At 69.1% G+C, this 26,070-nt stretch carries 19 protein-coding genes; 9 read left to right on the forward strand and 10 right to left on the reverse strand.

Annotated features, from left to right (window positions below):
• Positions 1 to 3: 3 nt before the first annotated feature.
• Genes AVCA_RS18170 through AVCA_RS18195 form a run of 6 tightly spaced genes read left to right on the forward strand, consistent with a single transcriptional unit; the run spans position 4 to position 6,205 of the window.
• A complete protein-coding gene (locus AVCA_RS18170; RefSeq protein WP_012702505.1) occupies positions 4 to 1,566 on the forward strand; it encodes an amidohydrolase family protein in 1,563 nt (520 codons plus the stop codon).
• 14 nt (positions 1,567 to 1,580) lie between these two features.
• Complete coding sequence (locus tag AVCA_RS18175; RefSeq protein WP_012702506.1) at positions 1,581 to 1,787, forward strand: hypothetical protein; 207 nt, start codon at positions 1,581 to 1,583, stop codon at positions 1,785 to 1,787.
• Complete coding sequence (locus tag AVCA_RS18180) at positions 1,780 to 2,832, forward strand: SDR family oxidoreductase (protein ID WP_012702507.1); 1,053 nt, start codon at positions 1,780 to 1,782, stop codon at positions 2,830 to 2,832. Before AVCA_RS18175 ends, AVCA_RS18180 begins: the two co-directional genes overlap by 8 nt.
• A 26-nt stretch (positions 2,833 to 2,858) precedes the next feature.
• The gene (locus tag AVCA_RS18185; protein WP_012702508.1) at positions 2,859 to 4,007 is read left to right on the forward strand and encodes a nitroreductase family protein; all 1,149 of its coding nucleotides are present in this window, start codon (positions 2,859 to 2,861) and stop codon (positions 4,005 to 4,007) included.
• Positions 4,004 to 5,407, forward strand: a complete 1,404-nt coding sequence (locus AVCA_RS18190; protein ID WP_012702509.1) for an MFS transporter — start codon at positions 4,004 to 4,006, stop codon at positions 5,405 to 5,407. The genes AVCA_RS18185 and AVCA_RS18190 overlap by 4 nt, the downstream gene beginning before the upstream one ends.
• Positions 5,408 to 5,440: 33 nt before the next feature.
• The gene (locus AVCA_RS18195; RefSeq protein WP_012702510.1) at positions 5,441 to 6,205 is read left to right on the forward strand and encodes a putative quinol monooxygenase; all 765 of its coding nucleotides are present in this window, start codon (positions 5,441 to 5,443) and stop codon (positions 6,203 to 6,205) included.
• 42 nt (positions 6,206 to 6,247) lie between these two features.
• On the opposite strand, the gene AVCA_RS18200 is transcribed toward AVCA_RS18195, so the two are convergent.
• A complete protein-coding gene (locus AVCA_RS18200) occupies positions 6,248 to 8,950 on the reverse strand; it encodes a LuxR C-terminal-related transcriptional regulator (protein ID WP_012702511.1) in 2,703 nt (900 codons plus the stop codon).
• A 241-nt stretch (positions 8,951 to 9,191) separates the two neighbouring features.
• Here AVCA_RS18200 and AVCA_RS18205 point away from each other — a divergent pair, with 241 nt between their 5' ends.
• Entirely contained in the window at positions 9,192 to 10,331 is a 1,140-nt protein-coding gene (locus AVCA_RS18205) for a glycerol dehydrogenase (protein ID WP_012702512.1), read from the forward strand.
• Between the two features lie 101 nt (positions 10,332 to 10,432).
• Here AVCA_RS18205 and AVCA_RS18210 read toward each other — a convergent pair whose 3' ends face one another.
• The 9 genes from AVCA_RS18210 to AVCA_RS18245 all read right to left on the reverse strand — a co-directional run bounded on the left by AVCA_RS18210 (position 10,433) and on the right by AVCA_RS18245 (position 23,177).
• The gene (locus AVCA_RS18210) at positions 10,433 to 11,791 is read right to left on the reverse strand and encodes an OprD family porin (protein ID WP_012702513.1); all 1,359 of its coding nucleotides are present in this window, start codon (positions 11,789 to 11,791) and stop codon (positions 10,433 to 10,435) included.
• Positions 11,792 to 12,442: 651 nt separating this feature from the next.
• The gene (locus AVCA_RS18215) at positions 12,443 to 13,774 is read right to left on the reverse strand and encodes a ferredoxin reductase family protein (protein ID WP_012702515.1); all 1,332 of its coding nucleotides are present in this window, start codon (positions 13,772 to 13,774) and stop codon (positions 12,443 to 12,445) included.
• A 190-nt stretch (positions 13,775 to 13,964) separates the two neighbouring features.
• Positions 13,965 to 14,222 carry a hypothetical protein gene (locus AVCA_RS18220; protein WP_012702516.1) on the reverse strand — a complete coding sequence of 86 codons (258 nt, stop codon included), beginning with the start codon at positions 14,220 to 14,222 and terminating at the stop codon, positions 13,965 to 13,967.
• Positions 14,223 to 14,368: 146 nt separating this feature from the next.
• Complete coding sequence (locus AVCA_RS26520; protein ID WP_156483606.1) at positions 14,369 to 14,509, reverse strand: hypothetical protein; 141 nt, start codon at positions 14,507 to 14,509, stop codon at positions 14,369 to 14,371.
• Positions 14,510 to 14,647: 138 nt separating this feature from the next.
• A complete protein-coding gene (locus tag AVCA_RS18225) occupies positions 14,648 to 17,053 on the reverse strand; it encodes a membrane-bound PQQ-dependent dehydrogenase, glucose/quinate/shikimate family (protein ID WP_012702517.1) in 2,406 nt (801 codons plus the stop codon).
• 205 nt (positions 17,054 to 17,258) lie between these two features.
• Positions 17,259 to 18,623 carry an OprD family porin gene (locus tag AVCA_RS18230; protein WP_012702518.1) on the reverse strand — a complete coding sequence of 455 codons (1,365 nt, stop codon included), beginning with the start codon at positions 18,621 to 18,623 and terminating at the stop codon, positions 17,259 to 17,261.
• 594 nt (positions 18,624 to 19,217) lie between these two features.
• Positions 19,218 to 20,180 (reverse strand): sulfonate ABC transporter substrate-binding protein, encoded by a 963-nt coding sequence (locus AVCA_RS18235; RefSeq protein ID WP_012702519.1) that lies wholly within the window; start codon positions 20,178 to 20,180, stop codon positions 19,218 to 19,220.
• Between the two features lie 277 nt (positions 20,181 to 20,457).
• Positions 20,458 to 22,638 carry a TonB-dependent copper receptor gene (locus AVCA_RS18240; RefSeq protein WP_012702521.1) on the reverse strand — a complete coding sequence of 727 codons (2,181 nt, stop codon included), beginning with the start codon at positions 22,636 to 22,638 and terminating at the stop codon, positions 20,458 to 20,460.
• Between the two features lie 137 nt (positions 22,639 to 22,775).
• Positions 22,776 to 23,177 (reverse strand): DUF2946 domain-containing protein, encoded by a 402-nt coding sequence (locus AVCA_RS18245; RefSeq protein WP_012702522.1) that lies wholly within the window; start codon positions 23,175 to 23,177, stop codon positions 22,776 to 22,778.
• A gap of 296 nt (positions 23,178 to 23,473) precedes the next feature.
• On the opposite strand from AVCA_RS18245, the gene leuA reads away from it, so the two are divergent.
• Positions 23,474 to 25,147 (forward strand): 2-isopropylmalate synthase, encoded by a 1,674-nt coding sequence (leuA, locus tag AVCA_RS18250; protein ID WP_012702523.1) that lies wholly within the window; start codon positions 23,474 to 23,476, stop codon positions 25,145 to 25,147.
• A 190-nt stretch (positions 25,148 to 25,337) separates the two neighbouring features.
• On the forward strand, positions 25,338 to 26,033 hold the full coding sequence (locus AVCA_RS18255; RefSeq protein ID WP_012702524.1) for an endonuclease: 696 nt from the start codon (positions 25,338 to 25,340) through the stop codon (positions 26,031 to 26,033).
• Positions 26,034 to 26,070: the final 37 nt, after the last annotated feature.

A 26,070-nucleotide genomic window follows, 5' to 3' on the forward strand; every position in this document is an offset into this window, starting at 1 on the left:
CCGATGCCTCGACGCGGCTTCCTCTCCAGGCTTGCAGCGATTACCGCGGGTTTCGCCCATGCCCGCCCCGCTTTCGCGCAGTCGCTGGCATCCGGCCCGCTCGGGGCCCGCGTCATCCCGTCGACCGGCAGGCGCTCGCCGGCGATTGGCACGGGCGGTTCCGGGCGTCTCGAGCGGGAGCGCGGCCAGGCTTCGCCGCCGAAAGCCATGAGGCGCCTGCTGTCCCTCCTGCTGACCGCCTGCCTGCCCTGGCAGGCAGAAGCCGCGACCGAGGCCGAGGCGCTGCTCGTACACGGCGGCTACGTGATGACGATGGACCCGACACTGGGCGACATCGACGGCGGCGAGGTACTGATCCGCGACGGCCGCATCGTCGCCGTCGGCCGCGGCCTGGACGCCGGCGACGCCCACCGCATCGACGCGCGCGGGCAGGTCGTGCTGCCGGGCTTCGTCGACACGCATTCGCACCTGTACGTGACCACGATGCGCGGGCAGTTCCGCAACCGCGACGGGCAGTTCTTCCCGGTGAGTTCGCGCCTGGCCGCGGCCATGACGCCGGAGGACACCCGTACCGCCATGCAGCTCGGCGCCCTGGAACTGCTGCAGGGCGGCATCACCACCACCGCCGACTTCTTCGACAACATCCTCACCCCGGCGCACGGCGAGGCCGGAGTGCAGGCGCTGGAGGCGTCCGGCATCCGCGCGGTGATGTACTACGGCGGTCCGGACAAGACCACCCGCCATCCCATCGACCTCGCGCAGTTGCGCGCCCTGGCCGAACGCCGGGGCAAGGACGCGCGGGTACGAATCGGCCTGGCCTGGCGCTTGCCGCGCGATCGCGGGGATGCGGACAACTGGGCGATGCGCCAGCGCGAATACGACACCGCGCGCGGCCTCGGCCTGCCGATCCAGGTGCACGTCAGCGGCGAGCCCGCCCCGATGTTCGAGGCGCTGATCCAGCGCGATTACCTGTTTCCCGGCCTGACCGTCGTGCATGCCACCGATGCCGGCCAGGAGCGGCTGCAGGCACTCGAACGGGCCGGCGGCGGCCTGGCGCTGACACCGCCGAGCGAGCAGCGCGTCGGCTACGGGCTGACCCGGCTGGACCACTTCGCCACGGTGACCCGGCAGGGCCTGGGCATCGACGGCAATTCGCTGGCCGGCAGCGCCGACATGTTCGCCACGCTGCGACTGGCGGCGCTGACCTGGAGCGGCGGCGCGCGGGACGAGCGGGCGCCCGCTCCGCGCGCGCTGCTGGAACTGGCCACCCGCCGTGGCGCCGAGGCCGTGGGCCTGGGCGACGAGGTCGGTACGCTGGCGCCGGGCAAGCGCGCCGACCTGCAGGTCATCGATCCGGCTGCGCTGAATCTGGGCGGCTTCGGCGGCGGCGACCCGGCCGCGCTGCTGGTCTATTCGGCGCGCCCGGACAACGTCCGCACGGTGCTGGTCGACGGCCGCCTCGTCAAGCGGGACGGTCAACCGGTCGGCGTGGACGCGGCGGACCTGCTGGAGCGCGCCCGGCGCTCCGCCCGGGACCTGCTTGACCGCAGCCGATCCTCTCCCTGAGCGATTTCCACACCATGTCCGCGAACCATCCATCGAGCCCCGAGCGCTCGCCCCGCGCCGGCACGCCGCCAGCCATCCGGGCGCTGGCCAGGCTGGCCTCGTTGCCGCCGCGGATGAACGTCAAGCGGCCGGAGGTAGCGACGACCCAGTCGTTCGCCCGCCTGGAAACCACACCGAACGATACCCGGGAAGCCCCGATGAGCGAGAAGAAGAATGACTGAGAAAAAGAAGGCCCTGGTGGCCGGCGGCCTGGGAGTGATCGGCCGCAACCTGGTCGAGCATCTGGCGACTCTGGACGACTGGGAAACGATCGGCCTGTCGCGTCGCCCGCCGCCCGGCGACGCGGCCGCCCGCTACATTTCCGTCGATCTGCTCGATGCCCGCGACATCCGGGCCAGGCTCGGCGCGCTGGACGATGTCACCCACATCTTCCATGCCGCCTACCAGGAACATGCGACGCCGCAGGCGCTGATCGATGCCAACCTGGGCATGTTGCGCAACCTGGTCGAGACCGTCTCGGCCGCCTCGCCGAAACTGCGGCGTGTCGTGCTCTACGAAGGCGCCAAGTACTACGGCGCCCACCTGGGAGCGTTCGAGACGCCGGCGCGGGAGGACGATCCGCGCCACATGCCGCCGAACTTCTACTACGACATGCAGGACTGGCTGCTGGCCTTCGCCGCGGGCCGGCCGTGGGATGCGGTGGTGCTGCGCCCGGACGTGGTCTGCGGCTTCGCCGTCGGCAACCCGATGAACCTGGCGATGGTCATCGCGGTGTACGCCAGCATCAGCAAGGCGCTCGGCCTGCCGCTGCGCTTTCCCGGCAGCGCCGCCTGCTACGGCAAGCTCGCCCAGGTCACCGATGCGGCGCAATTGGCGCGCGGCTCGGCGTGGGCCGCCACCTTGGCCAGAGGCGGCGAGGCCTACAACCTGACCAACGGCGACGTGTTCCGCTGGCGGCAGGTCTGGGAGGCGGTCGCGCACTGGTTCGACATGGAGGTGGGCGAGCCGCAGACGATCCCGCTGGCGGCGTACATGGCCGACAAGGGGCCGCTGTGGCAGGCGCTGACGGAGCGGCACGGGCTGCGCCCGATCCCCTACGAACAGCTCGCGGCCTGGGCCTTCGGCGACTTCATCTTCCGCTGCGACTGGGACGTGATCTCCAGCACCACCAAGATCCGCCAGGCCGGCTTCCACGATGTCGTCGACAGCACCGAGATGTTCCTGCGCCTGTTCGAGCAATTGCGCGCACGCCGGATCATTCCCTGACCACGACCCAGTTTCCGGAGCGATCCATGCAACGACGTGTTCTCCTGCAAGCCGCCGCCGGTGCCGCGACGGCGCTCTGGCTGGCGTCCCGGCCCGCGGCGCATGCCGCCGACGCGGATGCCGGCCCCTGGTCCGCCTGGACCGCCGAAGCGCTGCGCGCGCATGCGGACGCGCGGGTGCGCGCGCTCGCCCATGCCATCCTCGCCCCCAATCCGCAGAACTTGCAGCCCTGGCGGGTCGAGTTCGCCGACGCGGCGCGCATCCTCGTCCGCTGCGCGCCCGACCGCCGCCTTTCCGTTTCGGACCTGCCGGACCGGCAGCTCACCGTGGGTTTCGGCGCCTTCGTCGAACTCTACGTGCTGGCCCTGCAGGCCGAAGGCCATGCGGTACGGGTGGAAGCCTTCCCGGAGGGCGAGGCCTGGCCGCTGCTCGACGGCCGGCCGCTGGCGCTGCTCCACCTGTCGCCGGCCACGCCCGTGCGCGACCCGCTGCTGGATGCCGTCCTGCAGCGCCATACCAACCGCACCCCGTTCGACCGCGCCGGGACGCCCGGCCCCGAGCGGCTGCGCGAACTGGTCGCCGTCGCGCGCCGGCCCGAACGGGTGTTCTGGAACCTGGAGCCGGAGCGCGCCGCGCGCATCCGCGACATCACCCTGCGCGCCTGGGATGCGGAAATGCAGGAGTTCGCCCCGACCCGCGACGAAGTGGCGCGCTATACCCGCATCGGCGATGCCGCCATCGCCGCGGCCCCCTGGGGTCCGGCCATGCCCGACGCCGTGTTGGCGAAAGCGCCGGGGCCGGTGAGCGAAGCCAGCCTGTCCGATCCCGCCAGCGCCGTCTTCCAGGCCAACCGGCGCAACTACCGCGCCGCGGTGGAAAGCGGCGACGCGCATCTGTGGATCGCTTCCGCGCAATACGATCGCATCGGCATGTTCGACGCCGGGCGCGACTGGGTCCGCCTGCACCTGCAGGCCACCCGCATGGGCCTCGCCATGCAGCCGCACAGCCAGGCGCTGCACGACTTCGCCGCGATCCTCCCCTACGTGCGCGAGCTGCATGCGGCGCTCGGCGTGCCCGAGCCGGCCCACGTGCAGATGCTCGGCCGGGTCGGCGTGGCGGCGCAGGTCAATCCTTCGCCGCGCGAGCCGGCGCAATCCCATCTGGAGCGAGCATGATGACCGTGACCCGGTTCGACCGTCGTACCGCCATCGCACTGCTGGCGGCCGTGGTGTTCTTCATGGAGAACCTGGACGCCACCGTGATCGCCACCTCGCTGCCGGCGATGGCGCTGGATTTCGGCACGGCGCCGGCGCACCTGTCGGTCGGCGTGTCGGCCTACCTGGTGGCGCTGACGGTGTTCATCCCGGCCGGCGGCTGGGCGGCGGACCGCTTCGGCGCCCGCCGGGTCTTCGCCCTGGCCATCGTGGGGTTCACCGTCGCCTCGCTGCTCTGCGCGGCCAGCCGGAACCTGCCGGAGTTCACCGCCGCCCGCATCCTGCAGGGTTTCGGCGGGGCCATGATGGTGCCGGTGGGAAGGCTGATCGTGCTGCGCGGCACGCCCAGGGAAGACATGGTGCGCACCATCGCCATCCTCACCTGGCCGGCGCTGCTGGCGCCGGTGCTGGGGCCGCCGCTGGGCGGCTGGATCAGCACCCACTGGAGCTGGCACTGGATCTTCCTGCTCAACCTGCCGCTGGGCGCGCTGGCCCTGCTGGCGGCGCTGCTGCTGGTGCGCGACGGCCCGCGGCCGGTCGGGCGCTTCGACGGCACGGGCTTCGCGCTCAGCGCGCTGGGCTTCGCGCTGTTCATGGCCGGTATCGAGCTGGCCAGCCGGCCGGCCTGGCCGCTCGCCGGCTGGCTCGCGACGCTGGCCGCCGGGCTCGCGCTGCTGGGCCTGGCTCTGCGCCACCTGCGCCGCATCGAACACCCGCTGTTCGGACTCGCGCCCCTGGCGATCCCGACCTTTCGCATCACCGCGGTCGGCGGCTCGCTGTTTCGCACCGCCATCGGTTCCGCGCCCTTCCTGCTGCCCCTGATGTTCCAGCTCGGCTTCGGCTGGAGCGCGGTCGAGGCGGGCACGCTCCTGCTCTGGCTGTTCGCCGGCAACCTGTGCATGAAGCCGGCCACCACCTGGATCATGAACCGTTTCGGCTTCCGCCGGGTGCTGCTCGGCAACGGCCTACTGGTGGCCGCCGGCTTCGCCGCCTGCGCGCTGCTCGAACCGACCACCCCGACGGGCTGGGTGGCGGCGCTGCTGTTCGTCTGCGGCATGACCCGCTCGATGCAGTTCACCGCCCTCAACGCCATCGGCTTCGCCGATGTACCGCCGGAGCAGATGCGCGATGCCACCACCCTGTTCTCCGTGCTGCAGCAGATGAACGCGGGCATGGGCATCGCCTTTGGCGCCCTGGCGCTGACCCTGGCCGAGCTTATCCGCGGAACCGATCCGGCACTGGCGGCCACCGGCGATTTCCATCTGGCGCTGTGGCTGATCGCGGGCCTGGCCCTGCTGGCGGTCGTCGACAGCCTGTCCCTGCCGGCCGAGGCCGGCCGGCACATTCTCGCCGCGCGCTGATCCGATTTTTCCCATCGCCCAAGGAGTTCGACGATGAAAACCTTCGCCTTCCCGCAACGACTGCTGCAGGCCGCCACTTTCGTCACCGCCGTTTCCGGCGCGGCGGACAGCGTCTTCGCGCAGACGACCGACGGCAGCCCGGCCGGCGCCGGCGACAAGCCGGTGACGCTGTTCAACATCCTTCCCCTCAAGCCGGAGGCGTTCCCGGCTTTCCTGCCGGTGATGCAGGCCAACGCGAGCGCCTCGCGCCGGGAACAGGGCAATTTCTCGTTCGATGTGTTCCAGCCGGAGGACGGCGCTCCCAGGCTCTATCTGTTCGAGCGCTGGGCCGGCCAGGCCGTCCTCGACAAGCACATGACCCAGCCCAACCTCAAGGCGGTCCTGCAACGCGCCGACAGCGATCTCGCCGGCGAAGCCAGCAGCCTGCGCCTGAGCGCGGTGCCCGGCCTCGGGGCCGACGCCCGCAAGCCGTTCGCCACGGCTGCCGCCGCCGGATCGCGCAACGTGATCGTGCTGCTCAGCGTCAAGCCGGAACGGGAACAGACCTTCCTCGAAGCCCTGGCCGAAGTGACGCCGCATGCGCGGCGGGCGCCCGGCAACCACGCCTTCGAACTGTACGCCGTCGAATCGCAGCCACGGACCTATCTGCTGTTCGAGCGCTGGGACAACGCGGCCTCGCACGAGGCGCACCTGGCCCAGGACTACTCCAAGCGACTGGACGCGGTGTTGCCCGGCACGCTGGCCGCTCCCGTCGGCGCGGCCAATCGCTTCCTGGTCAAGGATGTCGCGACCGACTGAGAGGCTGCCGGCGCCCCGGCGCAAGTCGCGGCCGGCGCCGGCTCATTCCAGCAGGCTCAACTCCCGCGCCCGGCTCATCGCCCGTGTGCGGCTGGTGACCTGAAGCTTCCCGTAAAGATTCTTCAGGTGCCATTTCACCGTTTCCACGGAGATGTCCAGGGTACGAGCGATTTCCTTGTTCGACTGGCCGGCGGCGACCAGGCGCAGGGTCTGGCTTTCCCGTTCGCTGAGGCTGAACGGCGGCTCGGCGCAGTCGTCGCCGCCGAGGCGTTCGCGCAGGATGGCGAGGTAACCCGCCAGTTCGCCGCTGCCCGCCTCCGCGCTGGCGCAGCGGCTCAACAACGGCAGCAGGGCGCGGCCGGCGTCGGTCAGGCTGCATAGCAGGTTTTCCCGTTGGCCCAGTTGCAGCGCCGGCAGCAGGGTCGCGACGGCGGCGTCGCGCTCGTCGCCCTGCCACAGGGCGATGGCCCAGAGCGGACGCAGGCGCGCGGCTTCGAGCAATTGGCCGCGCGCCTCGAATTCGGCCACCACCCCGGCCAGACAGTCGGCCGCCGCCAGTCCCAGCCCCTGGGCCAGCAGCAGCCGGGCGCGGGCGATGCGCGCGTAGTGGCGACAGCCGGGGATGGTGCCTTCGTCGCTCTTCAGCATTTCGATGCGCCGCAGCATGTGCTCGGCGCCGGCCAGGTCGTCGCGCTGCAATTGCAGGCGCACCTGCTCGGCGAGCAGCGCCGCCTGCAGGCGGTTCCAGCGGCGCTGGGCGGCGATTTCCTGGCCGTGCTGGAGCAACAGGCGCGCCTGTACCCCGTCGTCCTCGGCCAGCGCCCGCCGGCTCAGCGCGCGGTAGACCGACAGCACGCCGTCGAGCGGCGCCACGCGGTCGATCTGCAGGCCGCGCTGGCGCACCAGCGCGTCCAGGCGCTCCCAGTCGCCGTGCTCGTAGGCCAGCTCGGCCAGCGAGGCGGCCAGGGTGGCGCTGCCGCTGGACTGCGGCCCGGTGAGCCGGTCGGCGGACTCCATCGCCTGCAGGAAGCAGGCCTCGGCGGTGCGCAGGTCGCCCTGGCGCAGGTGGCTCTGGCCGAGGATGAAGGCGCGATGGACGGTGACGAAGAGGTTCTCGGTGGGCGCGCCCGGATACAGGGTGTGGCGCTGCACGGCCTGCGCCTCCTCGTGCTGGCCGAGGACCAGGTGGCAGTAGCTGAGGACGTTGCAGACCAGGCCGTCGACCCAACTGTCGCCGCAGGGGATCTGCGCCAGCAGCGGCTCGGCCAGGGCGATGCCGGTCTGCACGTTCTCGGCGAAGGCCTCGCAGATGGCCGCCACCGCGTCCAGCTTGACGCGCAGGTCGCGGCGCGCCGGGTGCACGGCGAACCAGCGGCGCAGTTCGCCGAGCAGACGCCGCGACTCGTCGAAGCGGAAGCGGTGGGCCAGCGCCCAGGCCAGGTTGAGCTGCAGGCTGATGCGGTGCTCGTCGGCGGTGATCGGCAGTTGCTGCAGCCAGCCCAGCAGGGTGTCGATGTCGCCGCGCTCGGCCAGCGACTGGGCGCCCAGCCCGGCGCGCCCCGGCGCGCTCTCCACCTTGCCGGCGGCCAGCGCGTGGCGGGTCGCCTCGGCCCACAGGCTCTGCCCGGCGAACCAGTTGCCGGCGCGCTCGTGCAGCGCGGCGATGTCCAGGTCGGTGCGCCGGCGCAGGCGGGCCTGCAGGGTCTCGGCGAACAGGTGGTGGTAGCGGAACCACTGGCCATGGTCGTCCAGCGCGGCGACGAACAGGTTGTGCCGCTCGATCCAGTCGAGCATGGCGTGGCCGTCGTGGCGCCCGGTGACCGCGTCGCACAGCTCGGCGCAGAAGCGGTCGAGGATCGAGGTGCGCATCAGGAAGTCGTCGACCGCCGCCGGCAGCGGCTCGAACACCACGTCCTCCAGGTAGCGGCCGACCAGCCGGCCGCCATGGCTCAGGCTGTCGATGGCCTGCGCCGGGTTGTCCTTGATCGACGGCGACAGGGTGGCCATCTGCATGCCGGTGATCCAGCCCTCGGTCAGCTCCAGCAGGCGCTGGGTCTGCGCGTTGCTCAGGGTCAGGGCGGCGGAGTCGGCGAAGTAGTGGCGCGCCTCGCAGAGGTTGAAGCGCAGGTCGTTGGTGTCGACCTCGATCAACTGGTTGCGCGAGCGCAGACGGCTCAGCGGCAGCGTCGGCAGGCTGCGGCTGCCGAGCAGCACGTGGAAGTTGGCCGGGGCGTGTTCGAGCAGGTAGGCGAAGGCGCGGTGGATCGCCGGATTGCGGATCGCGTGGTAGTCGTCGACGATCAGGTAGAGCGGCGCCTCCACCGCCTGCACCGCGTTGATCAGGTGGCCGAACACCAGGTCGATGGACGGCAGCCCGGCGGCGAGAAAGCCCAGCCGCCAGCCGAGACCGGGGTGCAGCGGCAACAGGGCGTCGAGCAGGTAGTGGCAGAAATACTCGGGCACGTCGTCGCCCTCGTCCAGGCTCAGCCAGGCGACGGCCTGGCCGTGCTCCTGCAACTGGCCGCGCCACTGGGCGAGCAGCGTGGTCTTGCCGAAGCCGGCGCCGGCGCAGACCAGCGCCAGGCTGCGCTCGGCCAGCGGTTCGAGACGCGCCATCAGGCGCGGGCGGACCAGCAGCAGGCCGGGCGAACGCGGCGGAACGAACTTGGTGGCGATCAGCGGCAGGCCGCAGGTGCCCTGGCTGTAGACGGGAGCGAAGCGGCGCTCGGAGTGACGTCGATCCATCCTCTGTACCTCGAAACCGGTCTGTCCGACCTGTTCTTGTTGTCTCCGACGCGGCCCGCACGGCAGAGCGCGTCGTCCGGCAAGAATAATGCCCTATCCCACACGTCCGCGCCCCCCATCCGGGTAGTTATTCCGACTCCCGGCCTTTTCCTACCGTAGCCCCGGCCACCCACGGCCCCGGGAATGCCTTTCCCGGCCCGCGACCCGACGCCTACAAGATCCGACAACAGGGCCATCCATCATGATGCCGAACGGTGCAATCTCCATCCGACCTCCGGGCAAGTTCTTCATCGGCAAGGGACTCCTGGCCGAGCTGGGCAGTTACGCGCAGGCCTTCGGCAACCGCGCCTACGTCATCTGCGACAAGTTCATCCTCGAACGGGCGATCGCCGAGGCCGGCCCCTCGTTCGGGGAACGCGGCTCGGCGGTGTTCGGCAAGTTCCGCCACGAATGCACGCGCATCGAGATCAACCGCAACCGCGAGATGGCGCGCAGCGTCAAGGCCGAGCTGATCGTCGGCATCGGCGGCGGCAAGACCCTGGACACGGCCAAGGCGGTCGCCTGCCACGAACGGCTGCCGGTGCTGACCGTGCCGACCACCGCCTCCAGCGACGCGGCCTGCACCGCTCGCGCGCTCATCTATACCCTGAGCAGCGAATTCGACCGCTGCATGCTCCTGCCGAGCGCCCCGGACCTGGTCCTGGCCGACACCGAGATCCTCGCCGCGGCGCCGGCGCGGCTGTTCGTCGCCGGCATCGGCAAGGCCCTGGCGACCTACTTCGAGGTGCGCGCCTGCTACCGGGCGCAGGCCGAACGCCGGGTGCCGCCGCGCGCCGCGCGCACCGCCCTGGCCAGTGCCCGCCTGTGCCTGGACAGCCTGCTGGAAAACGCTGTCCAGGCCCGCCTCGACGTGGAGCGCCAGCGTTCGAGCCGGGCACTGGAGGCAGTGCTGGAAGCGACCGTGTACCTCAGCGGGGTGAGCGCCGACGGCGGCGGCCGCGCCGCGGCCCACGCCATCCACAACGGCATGCTCGCCGTGCCCGCCCTGCAGCAGGCCCGCCATGGCGAGAAGATGGCCTTCGCCCTGCTCGCGCAACTGGTGCTGGAGCGGGCGCCGCAGGAGGAAATCGCCACGCTGCTCGACTTCAGCCGGGCCGTCGGCCTGCCGCTGGGCCTGCGCGAACTCGGCGTCAGGACCTTCGCCGAGGCGCAGTGGCGGCGAGTGGCGGAACGCGCCTGCGAAAAACGCGAGAGCATGGGCAACATGCCCTTCGCGGTCGCGCCGGACGACGTCTACCGGGCCATCCGCGAGGCCGATGCCCTGGCCGACGAGCACCGGACGGCCAGCGAGCGTCCGCCCCTGGCGGTGGCCGGCGGCTGAGCCGGATGCCGGCGTCGATGGGGCGCGGCTGCCGAAGGCAGCCGCGCCGGAATAAAAAAGCCCCTGCAGGAGACGGTCGGTTCCGCAGAGGCAACGCCTGCTCAGAACATGCGCAGGTCGAGAGGAAACTCGAGAATCAACCGCAGCTCGTCGATGTCGGCCTCGGCGGTATGGTCGCCGTTCACCCGGTGGGTGGCCTGCATGACCCGGAAGCTCAGGTCCTTGGCCGGCCCGCTCTGCACCACGTAGCTGAGCCAGAAGTTGCGCTCCCAGTGGCGTCCGTCGCGCACCTTCTGGTAGGCGGCGTAGGCCGGCCCGACGTCGCGCCCGTCGATGTCGGTGCCGCGCACGTAACGGGCGATCAGCGTCAGTCCGGGAATGCCGAGGGCGGCGAAGTCGTAGTCGTAGCGAAACAGCCAGACGCGCTCGTTGGGGTTGTTGAAGTCGGAGACCTGGGAGTTGGTGTTCAGGAAGAAGTCCCAGGTGTGCCAGACGTAATCGAAGGGCGAGTCGTCGTCGATGCGCGTGTGGGCGATGCTGAAGGCATGCGCGCCGACGCCGATGCCGGCCTGCAGGCTCCAGGAATCGTTGTCCAGGTCGCCGAGCAGCGACTTGCCGGTGTCGCGGGTGCGGTAATAGCGGAAGGCGGCGTTGAAGCTCAGGCCCTCCCCCAGCGGCTGCCGCCAGTCGGCATAGAAGGCCGACTGGTTCCAGACGTCGTCGAGCCGGCCGTGGTGCAGGCGCAGCAGCAGGCGGTCGTCGAGGTTGTAGTCGATGCCGCCGTAGACGAAGTCGTCGGCCTCCTCGAAGCGCCCGCCGTAGGCGGTGCCCAGCGGGCCGTTGTGGGCGGTGGCGGTGCGGTCGCTGCTCGACTCCAGCTTGCCGCCCTGCAGGGTCAGGCCCTTGACCGAGGTGTTCTTGACCAGCGTGCCGCGAAAGCTCTGCGGCAGCAGGCGGATGTCGCTGGTGTTGAGCACCGGGCTGAGGGGACGGACGTCGCCGTAGCGCAGCTCGGTGTCCTCGAACAGGCGCAGCTTGAGTTCGACGTCGACCTTGCCGAATTGGTCCTTGGGCCTGCCGTCGAAGTCGTGACCGTGCCGCGGGATCAGGCCGGGACCGCCGATGCCGTCGCCGACCCGGCCGTCGCCGCCGTCCAGCTTGATGCCGTACAGGCCGCGCACGTCCAGGCCGAAGCCGAGCGGACCGGGGGTGAAGCCGGACTCGAAGGTGGCGATCAGGCCGTGCGCCCAGTCGGCGCGAAAGTGCTTGCTCTCGCCGGTCTGCGCGTTGCGGAAGCGATCGCCGTTGCGAAAGTCCTGGCTGAAGTAGAAGTTGCGGTTGAGCAACGTGAAGCTGGAGCCTTCGAAAAAACCCTCCTCGCCCAGGGCGGCGATCGGCAGGGCCAGAAGAACGGACAGGGACAGGATACGGGCTGGATTCTTGTTGTTGTCGAAACGCATGGGTTCATTTCCTGTTGCTGGAGCATGACGACCATCCCTGGCGTCGGCCCGGAAGTCATGGGCAAAGCGCTGCCGTCTCCCGCAGTGGCTGCACGGCAGGGAGTGATCTCGATCTGGAACGGCCCGGCCGGTCGGGACGACTGGCCGTCCGCGACTGGCCGTCCGCGGCTAACGCATGGCGCCGCCGCTGCCGGACCCGCCGCCGGCATCGCGGGCGGAACTGGCGGACAGGAAGGATCGGGGAAGGAATGGCTCGGACATCTCGCACCTCTGCTTGTTGTTATTGGCTGGTGAGGCCTGCTGCTTCACGCCATTGACCGGAGCAAGGTCGGTGCCAGAGTTCTAGAGACGGGCGCGAAGGTCCGTGGCAGAGGGATCTTCCGGGAGATTCGGGCGGTCCGGGGAAGGGTCCGGCGAGACGCTGCGTCTCGTTTGGACGGATCGGCGGGGACGGCTCTGAGACGCCCTGTCTCAGGCCCGCCGCCCCCATTTCGCGGCCAACCCGGCGTGGCGCGCGGGATCAGCGGGCCATGGCCGAGCCGCCCAGCCATGGTGGGCGCGAAGGGACCGGACCCGCCGACTCGCTTTCATACGCCATGCGAGACGCGCAGGCCGGTTTTCATACGCCGATCCTGGAAAAGGATGCGCGCCTCAGCGCATCTCGAACAGTTCCTGATGGAAGTCCGCCGCCGGCAGGCCGCTGCCGGTCAGGCTCGCGCGCAGCGAGCGGCCGAAACCGGCCGGGCCGCAGAACCAGACATCGGCGCCGCGCCAGTCGGGCACCCGCTCGCGCAGGCGCTCGCCGGTCAGGCGCTCGTCGTGGCCGCTGACCAGCACGTGCAGGCGCACCCCGGCCCGCTCGGCGAGTGTCCGCAGACGTTCGATGAAGGCCTGGTCCGGCGCCGCGGTGCTGTAGAACAGGTCGACGCCGCGACCGTCCGGCCGTTTCGCCAGGGCCTGCAGCCGGGCGATGAAGGGCGTGATGCCGATGCCGCCGGCGACCCAGATCTGCCGCGCCTTGCCGCCCGCGAAGTCGAAGCGTCCGTAGGGACCCTCCACGCCGACCGGATCGCCGACCTCGAGCATCCGCGGCAGGGTCGCGGTGTAGTCGCCGATGCCCTTGACGTGGAAGCGCAGACGCCCGTCGTCGTGCCAGGCGGAGGAAATGGTGAAGGGATGCGGTCCTTCGGCCGGGTCGAAGGTGACGAAGGCGAACTGCCCGGCCCGGTGGCCCGGCCAGCGGTCTTGCAGGCGGATGTCGATGCCGAGCACCCGGTTGTCGCGGTGCAGCTCCAGCGCCTCGATATGGCCGAGCGCGCGTCGGCTGCCGCCGATCCGGCGCAGCAGGGAGACGCCGGCGGCCGTGCTGCCGGCGAGCAGCAGCGCGGCCATGGCGACGCCGAGCGGCGAGATCCAGTAGGCGCTGTCCATCAGCACCACCGTATGGAACACCAGCACCAGGTAGACGATCGCCAGCAGGCGGTGGGTCTTGAAGAAATGGCGGTAGGGAAAGCGCTTGAACAGCGCCAACAGGATCAGCACGACGACGGCATAGAAAGCCCACTCGCCGAGCTGCTCGGCCAGCCCGCGCTGGCTGCGCAGAAAGCCGAGCAGCGCCCCGACCTCCTCGCCGCCGGACGCCTTGCGCGCCGGGCGCTCCAGCCAGCCCCAGCCGACCATCCATTTCGGCGCCTTGACCCATAGCCAGTGGACGATGGCCATCACCAGCGCCGAGATGCCGAGCCACTTGTGCAGCCGGTAGCCCTTGTCCAGGCCGCCCAGGAAAGATTCGAGGAAGGCCGGACGGGTCGCCAGGAAGACGCCGAGACTCATCGCGCCCACGGCCAGGATGCCGGTGAGGTTCACCAGCGAACGGCGCAGGGCGAAGAATTCGTAGGGCGCGCCCAGCCGCTCGTCGGCCAGCAGCCAGAGCAGGCCGAGCCCGACGAACAGAACAAGATAGGCGATGCGGATGTTCTTCATGACGACCGACCTCGGCGCGGAATACGCTATCGAGGCCTCATGATACGGCGGGCGGGCAGCCGCCGGGCCGTGCGGCCGATTGCCTCAAGCGCAGCCAGCCGCCGCTTGCCGACACCGGCAGGAGCGTCGGCGCCGGCGGGGCGCCATACCTTCGGGCACCGTGGCGGCATGCGGATCGACCAAGTACGGACTACAGCGCATCCCGCATGTCCAGGATTTCGCACTGCATCCGCTCGGCGTCGCCCACGTCGACCAGCTTCTTGTCCGCCAGGGCGACGATGTAGCCGTACAGCCACAGGACGGAATCCCGGCGCATCTGCCGCAGAAGCGCGGGCCGTTCGTCCATCCCTATCCGCAGCCTCTCCCAGTCCGGCTCCCAGGAACCCTGCAGGCTGCGCAGACGCATGTCGAAACTCGCGGAGCGAGCGGCCAAGTCTTTGAGCGTCATTGCTTTTTCTCCCTTTCAGTCCGCCAGAGATGCAGCGAAACGCCTTGAGAAAGGGTAGACGACAGCGCCCATGGCTGCGTCCGCCGGACGCTCGGGCAAACCAGATACCCATACAGCAGGAAGGCCGCATTTCGCGGCCTTCCTGTTCAGTTATCGCTGAGTTTCGCTACATGGTCGAGGTCGGGATAGAAAAGCTCCTCCTCTTCCTCCTCTTCTTCCTCCTCGATCTGAAATCCATAGTCTTCGCCAGAAATCACTTTGCTTCCGACCTGATAAAAGTCACCCACTGCTTAGATCTCCCTATCCGTTTTTCGCTCTATCCGGGGCGCTTTCGCATCATGCGCGGCCCCTCTTTCAACGTAGCCCGGAAAACCGGAATTGGCCAAATGCGACGATGTCGCCATCAGCGATTCCAGCGGCGGGCTTCAGCGCTCCGTCTCGTCCTCCAGTGTCCAGGCGACCAGCGAGTCGCCGATCCGGGTGCCGAACGAGCTGTGCCCGCCGGCCATCACCACGACGAACTGCTTGCCGGTCTTTTCCGACAGGTAGGTGATCGGCGTCGCCTGGCCACCCGCGGGCAGGCGCCCCTTCCACAGTTCCTCGCCGTTGCGCAGATCGTAGGCGCGCAGGTAGTAATCCAGCGTGCCGCTGAGAAAGGCCACGCCGCCGGCGGTGACCAGGGGCCCGCCCAGCGCGGGCACGCCCACGGCGAACGGGATGAACGGCGCGTTGTCGCGGCTGGTGCCGTTCTTGTGCATCCACACCGGCTGCATGCTGCGCAGATCCACCGCCGTGACGTAGCCCCAGGGGGGCGACTGGCAGGGCAGGCCCAGCGGGGAGACGAACGGTCCCAGGTGCACCAGGTAGGGAGCACCGAGATTGGGCTGCAGGCCGAGTTCGCCGCCGCCTTCGCGGCGTTCCCCGGCCTCGACCTCGCCGCGCTCGACCAGCCGCGAGACGAAGGCCAGGTAGTTGGGCGCGGCGAACAGCAGTTGCCGCTGCGGATCGACCGCCAGCGATGGCCAGTTGAAGGTGCCGACATTGCCGGGGTAGATCAGCGAGCCCTGCTCGCTCGGCGGCGTGAAGTCCCCCTCGTAGCGCAACTGGCGGAAGCGGATGCGGCACAGCAGTTGATCGAACGGCGTGGCGCCCCACATGTCGCGCTCGCGCAGCGGCTCCTGCGGGGCGTAGCTGAGATCGGAGGCCGGCTGGGTCGGTGCGGTGAAATCGCCCGTGACCGCGCCCTGCGGCACGGGCCGCTCGCGCACTGGCACCACGGGCTGGCCGGTGCGCCGGTCCAGCACGAACAGATCGCCGCCCTTGGTCGCCTGGATGATCGCCGGCACCTTGCCCTGCGGGCCGTCGAGATCGACCTGGGTCGGTTGCGAAGGCAGGTCGCGGTCCCACAGGTCGTGGTGCACGGCCTGGAATTCCCAGCGCACCTTGCCGCTGGCCAGATCGAGCGCCACCAGGGCCGCGGTGAAACGCTCGGCCTGCGGCGAGCGCCGCGCTCCCCACTGGTCCGGGGTCTGGTTGCCGGTGGGGATGAAGACCAGCCCCAACCCTTCGTCGGCCACGGCGATGGTCCAGGAGTTCGGCGTGCTGCGCACGTAGGTCCCGCCCGCCGGCAGGGGCTCGGTGGCTTCCGGGTTGCCCGGGTCCCAGTTCCACACCAGCGCGCCGCTGCGCACGTCGTAGGCGCGGATCACCCCGCCGGGGGAGTCCACCGAGCCGTTGTCGGTCACCGAGCCGCCGACGATCAGCAGCTTCTCGGTCACCACCGGCGGCGAGGTCGGCAGGTACACCCCCAGGGCCTGGTCGCCCAGGCCCACCTTCAGGTCGATCATGCCGCCCGTGCCGAAGTCCTCGCACGGCTTGCCGTCGCCGGGGTCCAGCGCGTACAGCGTGGCGTCGTTGGTCGGCAGGAACAGCCTGCGGCTGCAGCGCGCGGGAACGCCGGCGGCGGCCTCGCCGCCGGCGCCGGGGTAGGCCGCCGCATCGTGATAGGCCAGGCCGCGGCAGGTCATGTGCTGGTAGTACTTGGCCTCGCGGTTGATGTTCGGATCGAAGCGCCACAGTTCCTCGCCGCTGTCCGCGTCCAGGGCGATGGCGATGCTGTGGGGGGTGCAGATGAACAGGCTGTCGCCGATCTTCAGCGGCGTGACCTGGTTGGTGAATTCGGCCGGGTCGCCTTCGCGGGGCCAGTCGCCGGTATGGTATTCCCAGGCCTTCTTCAGCCGTCCGACGTTTCCGGGGGTGATCAGGTCGGCCGCCGAGTAGCGGTCGCCGCGCGCCGAGCCGCCGTATGCCGGCCACTCGCTCGCCGAGCGGTCGGCCGCTCCCGCCGGGCTTGCGCCGGCCATGCGCTCGGCACCGAACTCGCCGGCGATGCGCGAATGGTCCCGGGTCAGCGCGTAACCGGCCAGCAGTGCGCCGAGCAGCAGAGCGATGCCGAGCAGGCCGCTGGCGCCGTCCCGCCAGCGCGCCGGGACGCCGATATGGCGGTTGACGAAGGGCAGCAGCAGCCAGAGCCCCAGCACCCACCACAGGTCGATGCGCGCCGCCAGCCGCCACCAGTCGGAGCCGGCCTCGTGAATCGTCCAGGCCAGGGTGGCGAGCAGCAGCACGGCATACAGCCAGATCGCCAGCCGCCGTCTCGCCAGGATCAGGATGCCCACGGCCAGCAGCCCGAGGCCGGCGAGCAGGTAGTACCAGGAGCCGCCCAGGACCGCCAGATAGGCGCCGCCGAGCGCCAACAGGGCGCCCATCAGCAGCGCCAGTATCCCGGTCAGCGTGATGCGCAGCGGCTGCGCCGCCCTTGTCGTGACCATTCGTGCCTCCCCTACCCGCGTCTGTCGCGTAGCGGAAAACACCGGCCGCATAGCGGACGGGAACGTGTCCGACCCGGGCCGGCAGCTTGGTTATCGAACAAGAGTAGTGCGAAAGACGGAGGCAGGAGCCCCGATTGGCCGCAACCGCGGCCGCGAAACGAAAAAAGCCCCTGCGGGAGATGCTCCCGCAGGGGCAAGGGCCTGTTCAGAACAGACGGAAGTCAAGCGGGTATTCGAAGATCAGACGCAGTTCGTCGAGGTTGGCCTCGGCGGTGTGGTCGCCGTAGACGCGGTGGGTGGCGTGCCAGATGCGGAAGGTCATGTCCTTGGCCGGACCGCTCTGCACCACGTAGCCGAGCCAGACGTCGTTCTCCCAGTGGCGACCGTCGCGGATGTTCTGGTAGGCGGCGTAGTGCGGCCCGGCCTTAGTGCCGTCGATGTCGGTGCCGCGCATGTAGCGGGTGGTGAAGCTCAGGCCGGGGATGCCGATACCGGCGAAGTCGTAGTCGTAGCGCGCCATCCACACCCGTTCGTTGGGGTTGTTGAAGTCGGAGGACTGGGAGAAGGTGTCCAGGTAGAAGTCCCAGGTGTTCCACACATAGTCGAACGGTGTGTCGCCGTCGATGTGAGTGCGCGCCACGGTGAAGCTGTGGGCGCCGACGTCGAGGCCGACATGGGCGCTCCAGGAATCGTTGTTGATATCGCCCATCAGCGACTTGCCGGTGTCGCGGGTGCGGTAGTACTTGCCGCCGGCCCGGAGCTTCAGGCCCTCGCGCAGCGGCTGGTTCCACTCGACGCCGAGGAACGCCTGGTTCCACACGTCGTCGAGCCGGCCGTGGTGCAGGCGCAGGAGCAGGCGATCGTTGACCTGGTAGTCGGCGCCGAAGTAGACGAAGTCGTCGGACTCCTTGAAGCGCCCGCCGTAGGCGGTACCGAGGTCGCCGTTGTGGGCGGTGGCGGTACGGTCGGCGTTGGATTCCAGCTTGCCGGCCTGCAGGGTCAGGCCCTCGATCGAGGTGTTCATCACGGTGCCGCCGCGAAAGCTCTGCGGCAGCAGGCGGATGTCACTGGTGTTGACCACCGGGGTGAGCGGGCGGACATCGCCGTAGCGCAGTTCGGTGTCGTCGAACAGGCGCATCTTCAGCGCCACGTCGAGCCGGCCGAATTCGTCCTTGGGGCTGCCGTCGAAATTGTAGCCGCGCCGCGGGACGATACCGTTGCCCGCCATGCCGTTACCGACCAGACCGTCGCCGCCGTCCAGCTTGATCCCGAACTGGCCGCGCACGTCCAGGCCGAAGCCGATCGGGCCGGGGGTGAAGCCGGACTCGAAGGTGGCGATCACGCCGTGCGCCCACTCGCTGCGGCGGGTCTTCTTCTCGCCGGTCTGCGGGTTGAGGGCGCTGTCGCCGTTGCGAAAGTCCTGGCTGAAGTAGATGTTGCGGTTCAGTACCTTGAAGCGGGAGCCCTCGAGAAAGCCCTCGTCGTCGTCGGCGGCGACGGCGGCCGTCGAAATGCCCAGGGCGAGAGTCAAGGACGCGGCACAGGCTGGATTCTTCTTGTTGAAACGCATGGATTCATTCCTGTTGCTGGAGCATGACGCGGACGGGCCGGGTTCCGCGACCCGGCAAGACGGTGCCGCGTCCCGCGGCGGTGGCACGGCGGGTCGTACGTCGGTTTCGTTGGATTGGGCGGACTGGCGCTTGCCAGGGGCGTTGCGGATCAGCCGGGGTGGCTGCAAGCCGGTGGTCGGTATCGTCGATCCATCTTTCTACCTCGGGCCGGTCGTGCCGGCTTTCCTCTCGATCTTGTTTTTGTTCTGCGCGCGGTTCCGCAGGCGGGACGAAGCGGTGACCGTCACGACAAGAATACTGCCCCTCCCCCCCCAGGTATTCCCCCCCAGGTGGGTAGTCGCGGCATGCTGGCAAGATGGATGGCGTGGCCTTCCGGCCGGAAAGCCTGCGAAGGCGCCACGGGACCCGGCGTCGGGCCGGGCGAGGACGAGCGACTGCCGCCGGGAGAAAACGCCCGGCGCTCTTCGTTCCACGACAGGTTCATAGGAGTCGGGAAGTGCGGGCGGCTCGAGGAGAGCGGCATGCGCCGGCGAGCGCGGCGCATGCGCGGGAGGAACGGCCGGCTCGGGGAAGAAGACGGCCGCGTCGAGGAACTATTGCGGTGCCTTCCAGACGATCTCCCCGACTTTCACCGACCTGGGGATCAGCTTCTGCTCATGAAAGGTATCGGCGACCTTCTGTTGCACCGCGACGATCTCCGCCGACAGGGGTTGCACGCCATAGCGGGCGCGTTTCTGCCAAAGGGTCAGGACATCCTCGGGCAACCCCAGTTGCGGGGCGAGCAGGCGCGCCACCTCCCCGGGGTTGTCGTTGGCCCAGGCACCGGCCTTGGCCAGCTCGCCCAGGAGCGCCTGGAGCAGCTTCGGATTGGTCTCGGCGAAACGGCGCGACGCCTCGTAGAAGGCGTTGGTCTGCGACAGCCCCTCGTAGTTGCCCAGCACCCTGACCGATGCGCCCTTCTCGATGGCCGCCAGGTAAGGGTCCCATACCGACCAGGCATCGACGCTGCGGTTCTCGAAGGCCGCCCTGGCATCGGCCGGCGGCAGGTAGACCGGCTGGATGTCGGCGAAACTCAGGCCGGCCTTGGCCAGCGAAGCCACCAGCAGGTAGTTGGCGCTGGAGCCTTTCTGCACCGCCACTTTCTTGCCCTTGAGCCCAGCGATGTCGGCGATCGGCGAATCCTTGTGGGTGACGATCGCCTCGGTCCTCGGCGCGTGGGGTTCGGCACCGACATAGACCAGATCGATACCGGCCGCCTGGGCGAAGATCGGCGGCGGCGCCCCGGTGTAGCCGAAATCGACGCTGCCGGCGTTCAGCGCTTCGAGTAGTTGCGGGCCGGCCTGGAATTCGTGCCAGGTCACCCGGTAGCCCTGTTCCCCCAGGGATTTCTCCAGGACGCCCTGGGACTTCAGCACCGCCAGCAGGCCGCCGCCCTTCTGGAAGCCGATCTTCAGGGCCTGCTGCTCGGCGCTGGCGACACCGGGCAACCCGAGCGCCAGGCCGGCGACGAGCGTCAGGGCCCCCAGCAGGCGCCGATGGAAGGTTATGGAACGCATTTTCTGACTCCCTCTGCTTGGACCGGCCCGCGCGCCCGCGCAAGCCACTGAGAAGCTGGGGAGCCTAAATCTTTTATCCGATTTCGATCTAATAAATTATTAAACTAATAACCTTTTAATATTTTCTAACCGAAAGGCCAGCACGCCGCAGTGACACGCCCCAAACGGTGCGATGAACGACCGGAGCGCGGGAGCTGACCCACCGGCGATGGCGGCGCCGAAAGCCGGAAGCATCGCGAACGGGTTCGCTCCCTCGGGGTGGCGACACCCCCGGCCGTCAGAAGCTCAGGTCCACCCGCGCCCACAAGGTCCGCCCCGGCTCGTTGATCCGCGTGTCGCCCGGATAGTCGAAGCCGGCGTTGCCCGCCAGGTTGAGGTGTTCGCTGTAGCGCTTGTCCAGCAGGTTGTCGACGCCGGCGCTGAGCTTGAGGTGCCGGTTGAAGCGGTGCGCGCCGTTGAAGGAGAGCACGCCGAAGCCGGCGCTCTTGCCGAAATCCTGCCCCACCACGTTGCCCTGGCCTTCCGCCACCCGCGTCTGCCTGGCCACCAGCCGCCACAGGCCGGAGGCGCTCCAGTCGCCCTGCTCGTAGGTCAGGCTGAAACGCCCTTCCAGCGGCGGGATCTGCGGCAGCGCGCGGCCGTCCGAGCTGTTCTTGCCCCAGGCGTAGGCCAGGCTGGCGTCGGTCTTCCAATGCTGGCTCAAGCGGTAGGACAGACCCGCCTCGCCGCCGAAGATGCGTGCGTCGATGTTGCGCGCCGAGGACGAACCCATGCCCGACATGCCGCTGGCGTAGTCGAACAGGATGAAATCCCGCACCCAGCCGAGGTAGCCGGAGGCCCAGGCTTCCAGCGGCCCCCGCGCGTACTGGATGCCGAAGTCGAGCTGGGTGGTCTTCTCCGGGTGGATGGAATCGAAGGCGCTGGTCCGGCCCATGCTGTTGGTGGAGGAAAACAGTTCCCAGTAGTCCGGGAAACGCTGGGTGTGCCCCAGGCCGACATAGGCCGTCGCCGGAATGCCGGCGAGGCCGTGTTCGTAGCGGACGAAGCCGCTGGGCAGGGTGTCGCCGCGCTCCTTGCCGGCGGTGGGATTGTTCCAGCTCGACATGCCCATGCTGCCGCTCAGCGTATCGCGGTGATCCTCGGCGTAACTGCGATCCAGCCGCGCGCCGAGGACGAGCCGCGAGGCGTCGCCCAGGTGCCGGGTCAGTTCGCCGAACAGGCCGAAGTTGTGGAAATCGGCGTCCTTGTTCCAGGGATAGTCGTCGGCGTCGACGAACGAGGCGCTGGTCATGACGTGATGACCCATGGACATGCCGTGGCTCGCACTCGTGTAGGTGGAGGAGCGCTCGCGGTGCTCGCTGGTCTGGTAGTCGAGGCCGGCGACCAGTTGGTAGTGCTCCCAGCGCCAGGTGCCGGTCAGGCGTCCGCCCAGGGTGCGGCGGTCGACGTTGCTGGCCATCGGCATCGGCATGCTGGAATCCGCATCCGGGCTGCGCAGGCGGAAGTTGTCCATCACGTGGTCGGCGTAGTTGTAGTAGAGCCGCGCCTCGACCTTCTGGAAAACCTCGCCGATGTTCTCCAGCTCGAAGCGCAGCCCCAGGCTCTCGCGGTCGAACCGGGTGCCGTCCATGCCGCGCCCGGCGTAGCGGGACTCGCCGTCGCCGATGCCGTAGGTGAGTTCCAGCAGGCTGTCGGCGGTCGGCGTCCAGCCGGCGACGAATTCGCTGGTCCACTTGTCCCAGCGCGAGGGCACGGTGTCGCCGTCGCCATCCTCGTAGTCGTCCGCGTCGGAGCGGTTGGCGAGCAGGCGGAAATAACCCTGCTCGGCGCCGGCGGCAGCATCGATGCGGCGGTCGAAGCGACCGTTGGAGCCGGCCAGGAAGCTCATGTCGACACGCCCGCCCGGCGCGTCGAAACGTTCCGGGTTGCGTTCGAAGAGGACGGTGGCGGCCGAGGCGCCGGGGCCATGCAGCACACTCTGCGGGCCCTTGATGACGGTCAGTTCGTCGAAGGTTTCCGGCGCGATGTAGGAACTGGGCGAATCCATCCGCGCCGGGCAGGCGCCGATCATCTCGCCGCCGTTGGTCAACAGCTTGAGCCGCGAGCCGAACATGCCGCGGAACACCGGGTCGCCGTTCACCCCGCCGCTGCGGATCGCGGAAAAGCCGGGAATGGTCTTCAGGTAGTCGGCGCCGTCGCTGGCCGGCACCGGCTGGCGGGGGATGCGCGGGTCGGTCACCACGGTCAGCGGCGCATCCAGGGCCACGCCGGTGATCACCAGCGGCGACATTTGCAGGGAGTCGCTGTCGTCTTCCGGCTCGGCGGCCGGCAGGCTGCCGCTGGCCAGTAGGCCGAGCAGCGCGGCATGCGCCGGTGCCCGGCGCCAGTGCGGCAGGAGGCGGGAAAAGGTCTTGGGCAGGTGCGGGCGCGCCGCACGGCGAAACTTGTCGCGGTTCATCGGATTTCCACGTCGTCGGATTTCGGAAAGGCGCACCGGATCGTCCGCACGGGCGCAGATCGGACCCGGCGAGCGAACGAAGCGCTGCCGGCGCGCGATGCGACGCGAGCGGACGATGAAGGTGGCCGGGAAGCCGGTCAGGCGTGGAAGACGGGGGGCGCGCGCGGATGCCCGACGCCGCGGCGGGGCGCGACCGGCAGCGGTTTCTCCGGCAACGGCAGGATGAAGGCCGGCGCGTAGTACGGCAGGCTGAGGTCGAGGGACAGGGCCAGCGGCGGATTGAGCGTCAGCAGTTCGCAATAGCCGCACAGCTCCAGGGCCGCCAGCCAGGCGAGTTCGCCATCGGCCGCCGGCGCATGGTGGTGGACGGCGGGCTCGGGTGCCTCGCCGCAGAAGGCGGAATCGCCCGCCACCGGCGACTGGACGACTTCCTGCGCCGGCAGGACGCGCAGGGCGGAATACAGGGGGCCGGCATGGATCATCAGCATGGCGAACAGGCCAAGCCAGATTCCTGCTGTCGTCCTGCCCTTGCGTGTCACCGGGATACCCTGCCGTACCGCCGGCCCCTCCGGCGTGGGAGGGGATGTTCGCACGAGCCGAGCATGACCGACCAGCGACAATACAGCGCAAGAGCGCGAAACAAACAACCCCAAGAACACGGGATTTTTACGCAATAAATACCCATTGATATCGATAAAAATAAATCAAATAACCAATTTTCAGACAAAGCTTGCAATCCATAAGATCAAGACTCTAGCGTACGCTCCACGAACGCTGCCCGGCCCCGCTTTTCCGGCCGGCCAATCAGAGCCGAGAACAGATTCAGGAAGTCGCCATGCCCATGCTCAAAGATCCGTCGCAGAAATACCGCCCCTTCGCGCCGATCGCCCTGCGCGACCGCACCTGGCCGGACCGGGTGATCGACAAGGCGCCGCTCTGGCTGAGTACCGATTTGCGCGACGGCAACCAGTCGCTGATCGAGCCGATGGATGCCGCGAAGAAGATGCGCTTCTTCAAGACCCTGGTGCAGGTCGGCCTGAAAGAGATCGAGGTGGGCTTCCCGTCCGCCTCGCAGACCGATTTCGACTTCGTCCGCGAACTGATCGAGGGCGGCCACATCCCCGACGACGTAACCATCCAGGTGCTGACCCAGGCCCGCGACGACCTCATCGAGCGGACCTTCGAATCGCTGAAGGGTGCGAAGAAGGCCATCGTCCACTACTACAACGCCTGCGCGCCGAGCTTCCGGCGCATCGTGTTCGACCAGGACAAGGAAGGCGTCAAGCGGATCGCCGTCGCCGCCGGCCGGACCATCAAGCGCCTGGCCGCCGCCGCGCCGGAAACCCGGTGGGGCTTCGAGTATTCCCCCGAGGTGTTCAGCTCCACCGAGAGCGATTTCGCCGTCGAGGTGTGCAACGCGGTGGTCGAGGTGTTCCAGCCGACCCCGGCCAACCGCCTGATCCTCAACCTGCCGGCCACCATCGAATGCGCCACGCCGAACCACTACGCCGACCAGATCGAGTGGTTCTGCCGGCATGTCGACAGGCGCGACAGCGTCATCGTCAGTCTGCACACCCACAACGACCGCGGCACCGGCGTGGCCGCCAGCGAGCTGGGCCTGATGGCCGGCGCCGACCGCGTCGAGGGCTGCCTGTTCGGCAACGGCGAGCGTACCGGCAACGTCGACCTGGTGACCCTGGCGCTGAACCTCTACACCCAGGGCGTCGACCCCGGGCTGGACTTCTCCGACATCGACGCGGTGCGCAAGGTGGTCGAGGAATGCAACCAGTTGCCGGTACACCCGCGCCATCCCTACGTCGGCGACCTGGTGCACACCGCCTTCTCCGGCTCGCACCAGGACGCGATCCGCAAGGGCTTCGCCCAGCAGGACCCGGAGGGCGTCTGGGAGGTGCCCTATCTGCCGATCGACCCGGCCGACATCGGCCGCAGCTACGAGGCGGTGATCCGCGTCAACAGCCAGTCGGGCAAGGGCGGCATCGCCTACCTGCTCGAACAGGAGTACGGCATCAGCCTGCCGCGGCGCATGCAGATCGAGTTCAGCCAGGTGGTGCAGAAGGAGACCGATCGCCTCGGCCTGGAGATGAGCGCCGCGCAGATCCACGCGCTGCTCGAAGCCGAGTACCTGCGCGCCGAGACGCCCTACGCCTTGAAGGGCCATCGCCTGCAGGAGGAGAACGGTACCTGCGCGCTGGACGTGGAAGTCTTCGACAAGGGCGAGAGCCGCCATTGGCGCGGCATCGGCAAGGGCCCGCTGGAGGCGCTGGTCGCCTGCCTGCCGGTCCGCGTGGAGATCATGGACTACCACGAGCACGCCATCGGCGCCGGCAGCCATGCCAGGGCCGCGGCCTACATCGAGCTGCGCCTCGACGGCCAGCGTTCGCTGCACGGCCTGGGCATCGACGAGAACCTGACCACGGCGAGCATCCGCGCCCTGTTCAGTGCCCTCAACCGCGCCCTCGGCCAGCAGGCGTCGATCCGCGCGGCCTGAGTCTCCGCTGCCCCTCTCCCCGCCGGCCGGGGAGAGAGTCGGGTTACCCGCTCTTCCCCCGTTTTCTGCTTTCTTCGAGTTATACCGAACGCTTCTAACCAATCCGTGGTCGCCTGGATTTCTTTCCATAACCGGGTAACATTCGGCGCACCGGCATGGACGCTCGTACCAAATCAACCACGAGAGTCCCATGCGCCGTTTCGTTCTTCCCCTGCTGCTGTTGCCCTTCACCTTCGTCCAGGCCGACGCCCCGCGCACCTTCCGCGAGGCGAAGAAGATCGCCTGGAAGATCTACGCCGAGCGCCCGGTGGACTTCTATTGCCAGTGCGCCTACCAGGGCAACCGCATCGACCAGAAAAGCTGCGGCTACCGGCCGCGCAAGGACGCCAACCGCGCCGGGCGCGTCGAGTGGGAGCACATAGTCCCGGCCTGGGTGATCGGCCACCAGCGCCAGTGCTGGCAGGACGGCGGACGCAAGAACTGCACGGAGAACGACCCGCTGTTCAGCCAGGCCGAGGCCGACCTGCACAACCTGGTGCCGGTGGTCGGCGAGGTCAACGGCGACCGCAGCAACTTCGGCTTCGGCATGCTCACCGAGAAGCCCACCCAGTACGGCGCCTGTCCCTTCGTGGTCGACTTCAAGCAGCGCACCGCCATGCCGCCGGAATACACCCGCGGCGTCATCGCCCGCACCTACCTGTACATGAGCCAGCGCTACCGGCTGCGCCTGTCCCGGCAGGACCAGCGCCTCTACGACATCTGGAACCGTCAGTATCCGGTGAGCGAATGGGAACGCTGGCGCAACCAGCGCATCGCCTGCGCGCAGGGCAACGCCAACCCGTTGGTGGGCGAGGTCGACCTGCGCGCTTGCGCGAAGAAGAAGTAGCCGGCCGGCCCCTTGCCAGAGACGCGGCGGAATGCTA

Origin of the sequence: Azotobacter vinelandii CA, assembly GCF_000380335.1 — a bacterium.
Classification (GTDB): domain Bacteria; phylum Pseudomonadota; class Gammaproteobacteria; order Pseudomonadales; family Pseudomonadaceae; genus Azotobacter; species Azotobacter vinelandii.

Coding starts and splice junctions, on each gene's coding strand:
- AVCA_RS18170 (WP_012702505.1), top strand. CDS start 4: ATGCCTCGACGCGGCTTCCTCTCCAGGCTTGCAGCGATTACCGCGGGT.
- AVCA_RS18175 (WP_012702506.1), top strand. CDS start 1,581: ATGTCCGCGAACCATCCATCGAGCCCCGAGCGCTCGCCCCGCGCCGGC.
- AVCA_RS18180 (WP_012702507.1), top strand. CDS start 1,780: ATGACTGAGAAAAAGAAGGCCCTGGTGGCCGGCGGCCTGGGAGTGATC.
- AVCA_RS18185 (WP_012702508.1), top strand. CDS start 2,859: ATGCAACGACGTGTTCTCCTGCAAGCCGCCGCCGGTGCCGCGACGGCG.
- AVCA_RS18190 (WP_012702509.1), top strand. CDS start 4,004: ATGATGACCGTGACCCGGTTCGACCGTCGTACCGCCATCGCACTGCTG.
- AVCA_RS18195 (WP_012702510.1), top strand. CDS start 5,441: ATGAAAACCTTCGCCTTCCCGCAACGACTGCTGCAGGCCGCCACTTTC.
- AVCA_RS18200 (WP_012702511.1), bottom strand. CDS start 8,950: ATGGATCGACGTCACTCCGAGCGCCGCTTCGCTCCCGTCTACAGCCAG.
- AVCA_RS18205 (WP_012702512.1), top strand. CDS start 9,192: ATGATGCCGAACGGTGCAATCTCCATCCGACCTCCGGGCAAGTTCTTC.
- AVCA_RS18210 (WP_012702513.1), bottom strand. CDS start 11,791: ATGCGTTTCGACAACAACAAGAATCCAGCCCGTATCCTGTCCCTGTCC.
- AVCA_RS18215 (WP_012702515.1), bottom strand. CDS start 13,774: ATGAAGAACATCCGCATCGCCTATCTTGTTCTGTTCGTCGGGCTCGGC.
- AVCA_RS18220 (WP_012702516.1), bottom strand. CDS start 14,222: ATGACGCTCAAAGACTTGGCCGCTCGCTCCGCGAGTTTCGACATGCGT.
- AVCA_RS18225 (WP_012702517.1), bottom strand. CDS start 17,053: ATGGTCACGACAAGGGCGGCGCAGCCGCTGCGCATCACGCTGACCGGG.
- AVCA_RS18230 (WP_012702518.1), bottom strand. CDS start 18,623: ATGCGTTTCAACAAGAAGAATCCAGCCTGTGCCGCGTCCTTGACTCTC.
- AVCA_RS18235 (WP_012702519.1), bottom strand. CDS start 20,180: ATGCGTTCCATAACCTTCCATCGGCGCCTGCTGGGGGCCCTGACGCTC.
- AVCA_RS18240 (WP_012702521.1), bottom strand. CDS start 22,638: ATGAACCGCGACAAGTTTCGCCGTGCGGCGCGCCCGCACCTGCCCAAG.
- leuA (WP_012702523.1), top strand. CDS start 23,474: ATGCCCATGCTCAAAGATCCGTCGCAGAAATACCGCCCCTTCGCGCCG.
- AVCA_RS18255 (WP_012702524.1), top strand. CDS start 25,338: ATGCGCCGTTTCGTTCTTCCCCTGCTGCTGTTGCCCTTCACCTTCGTC.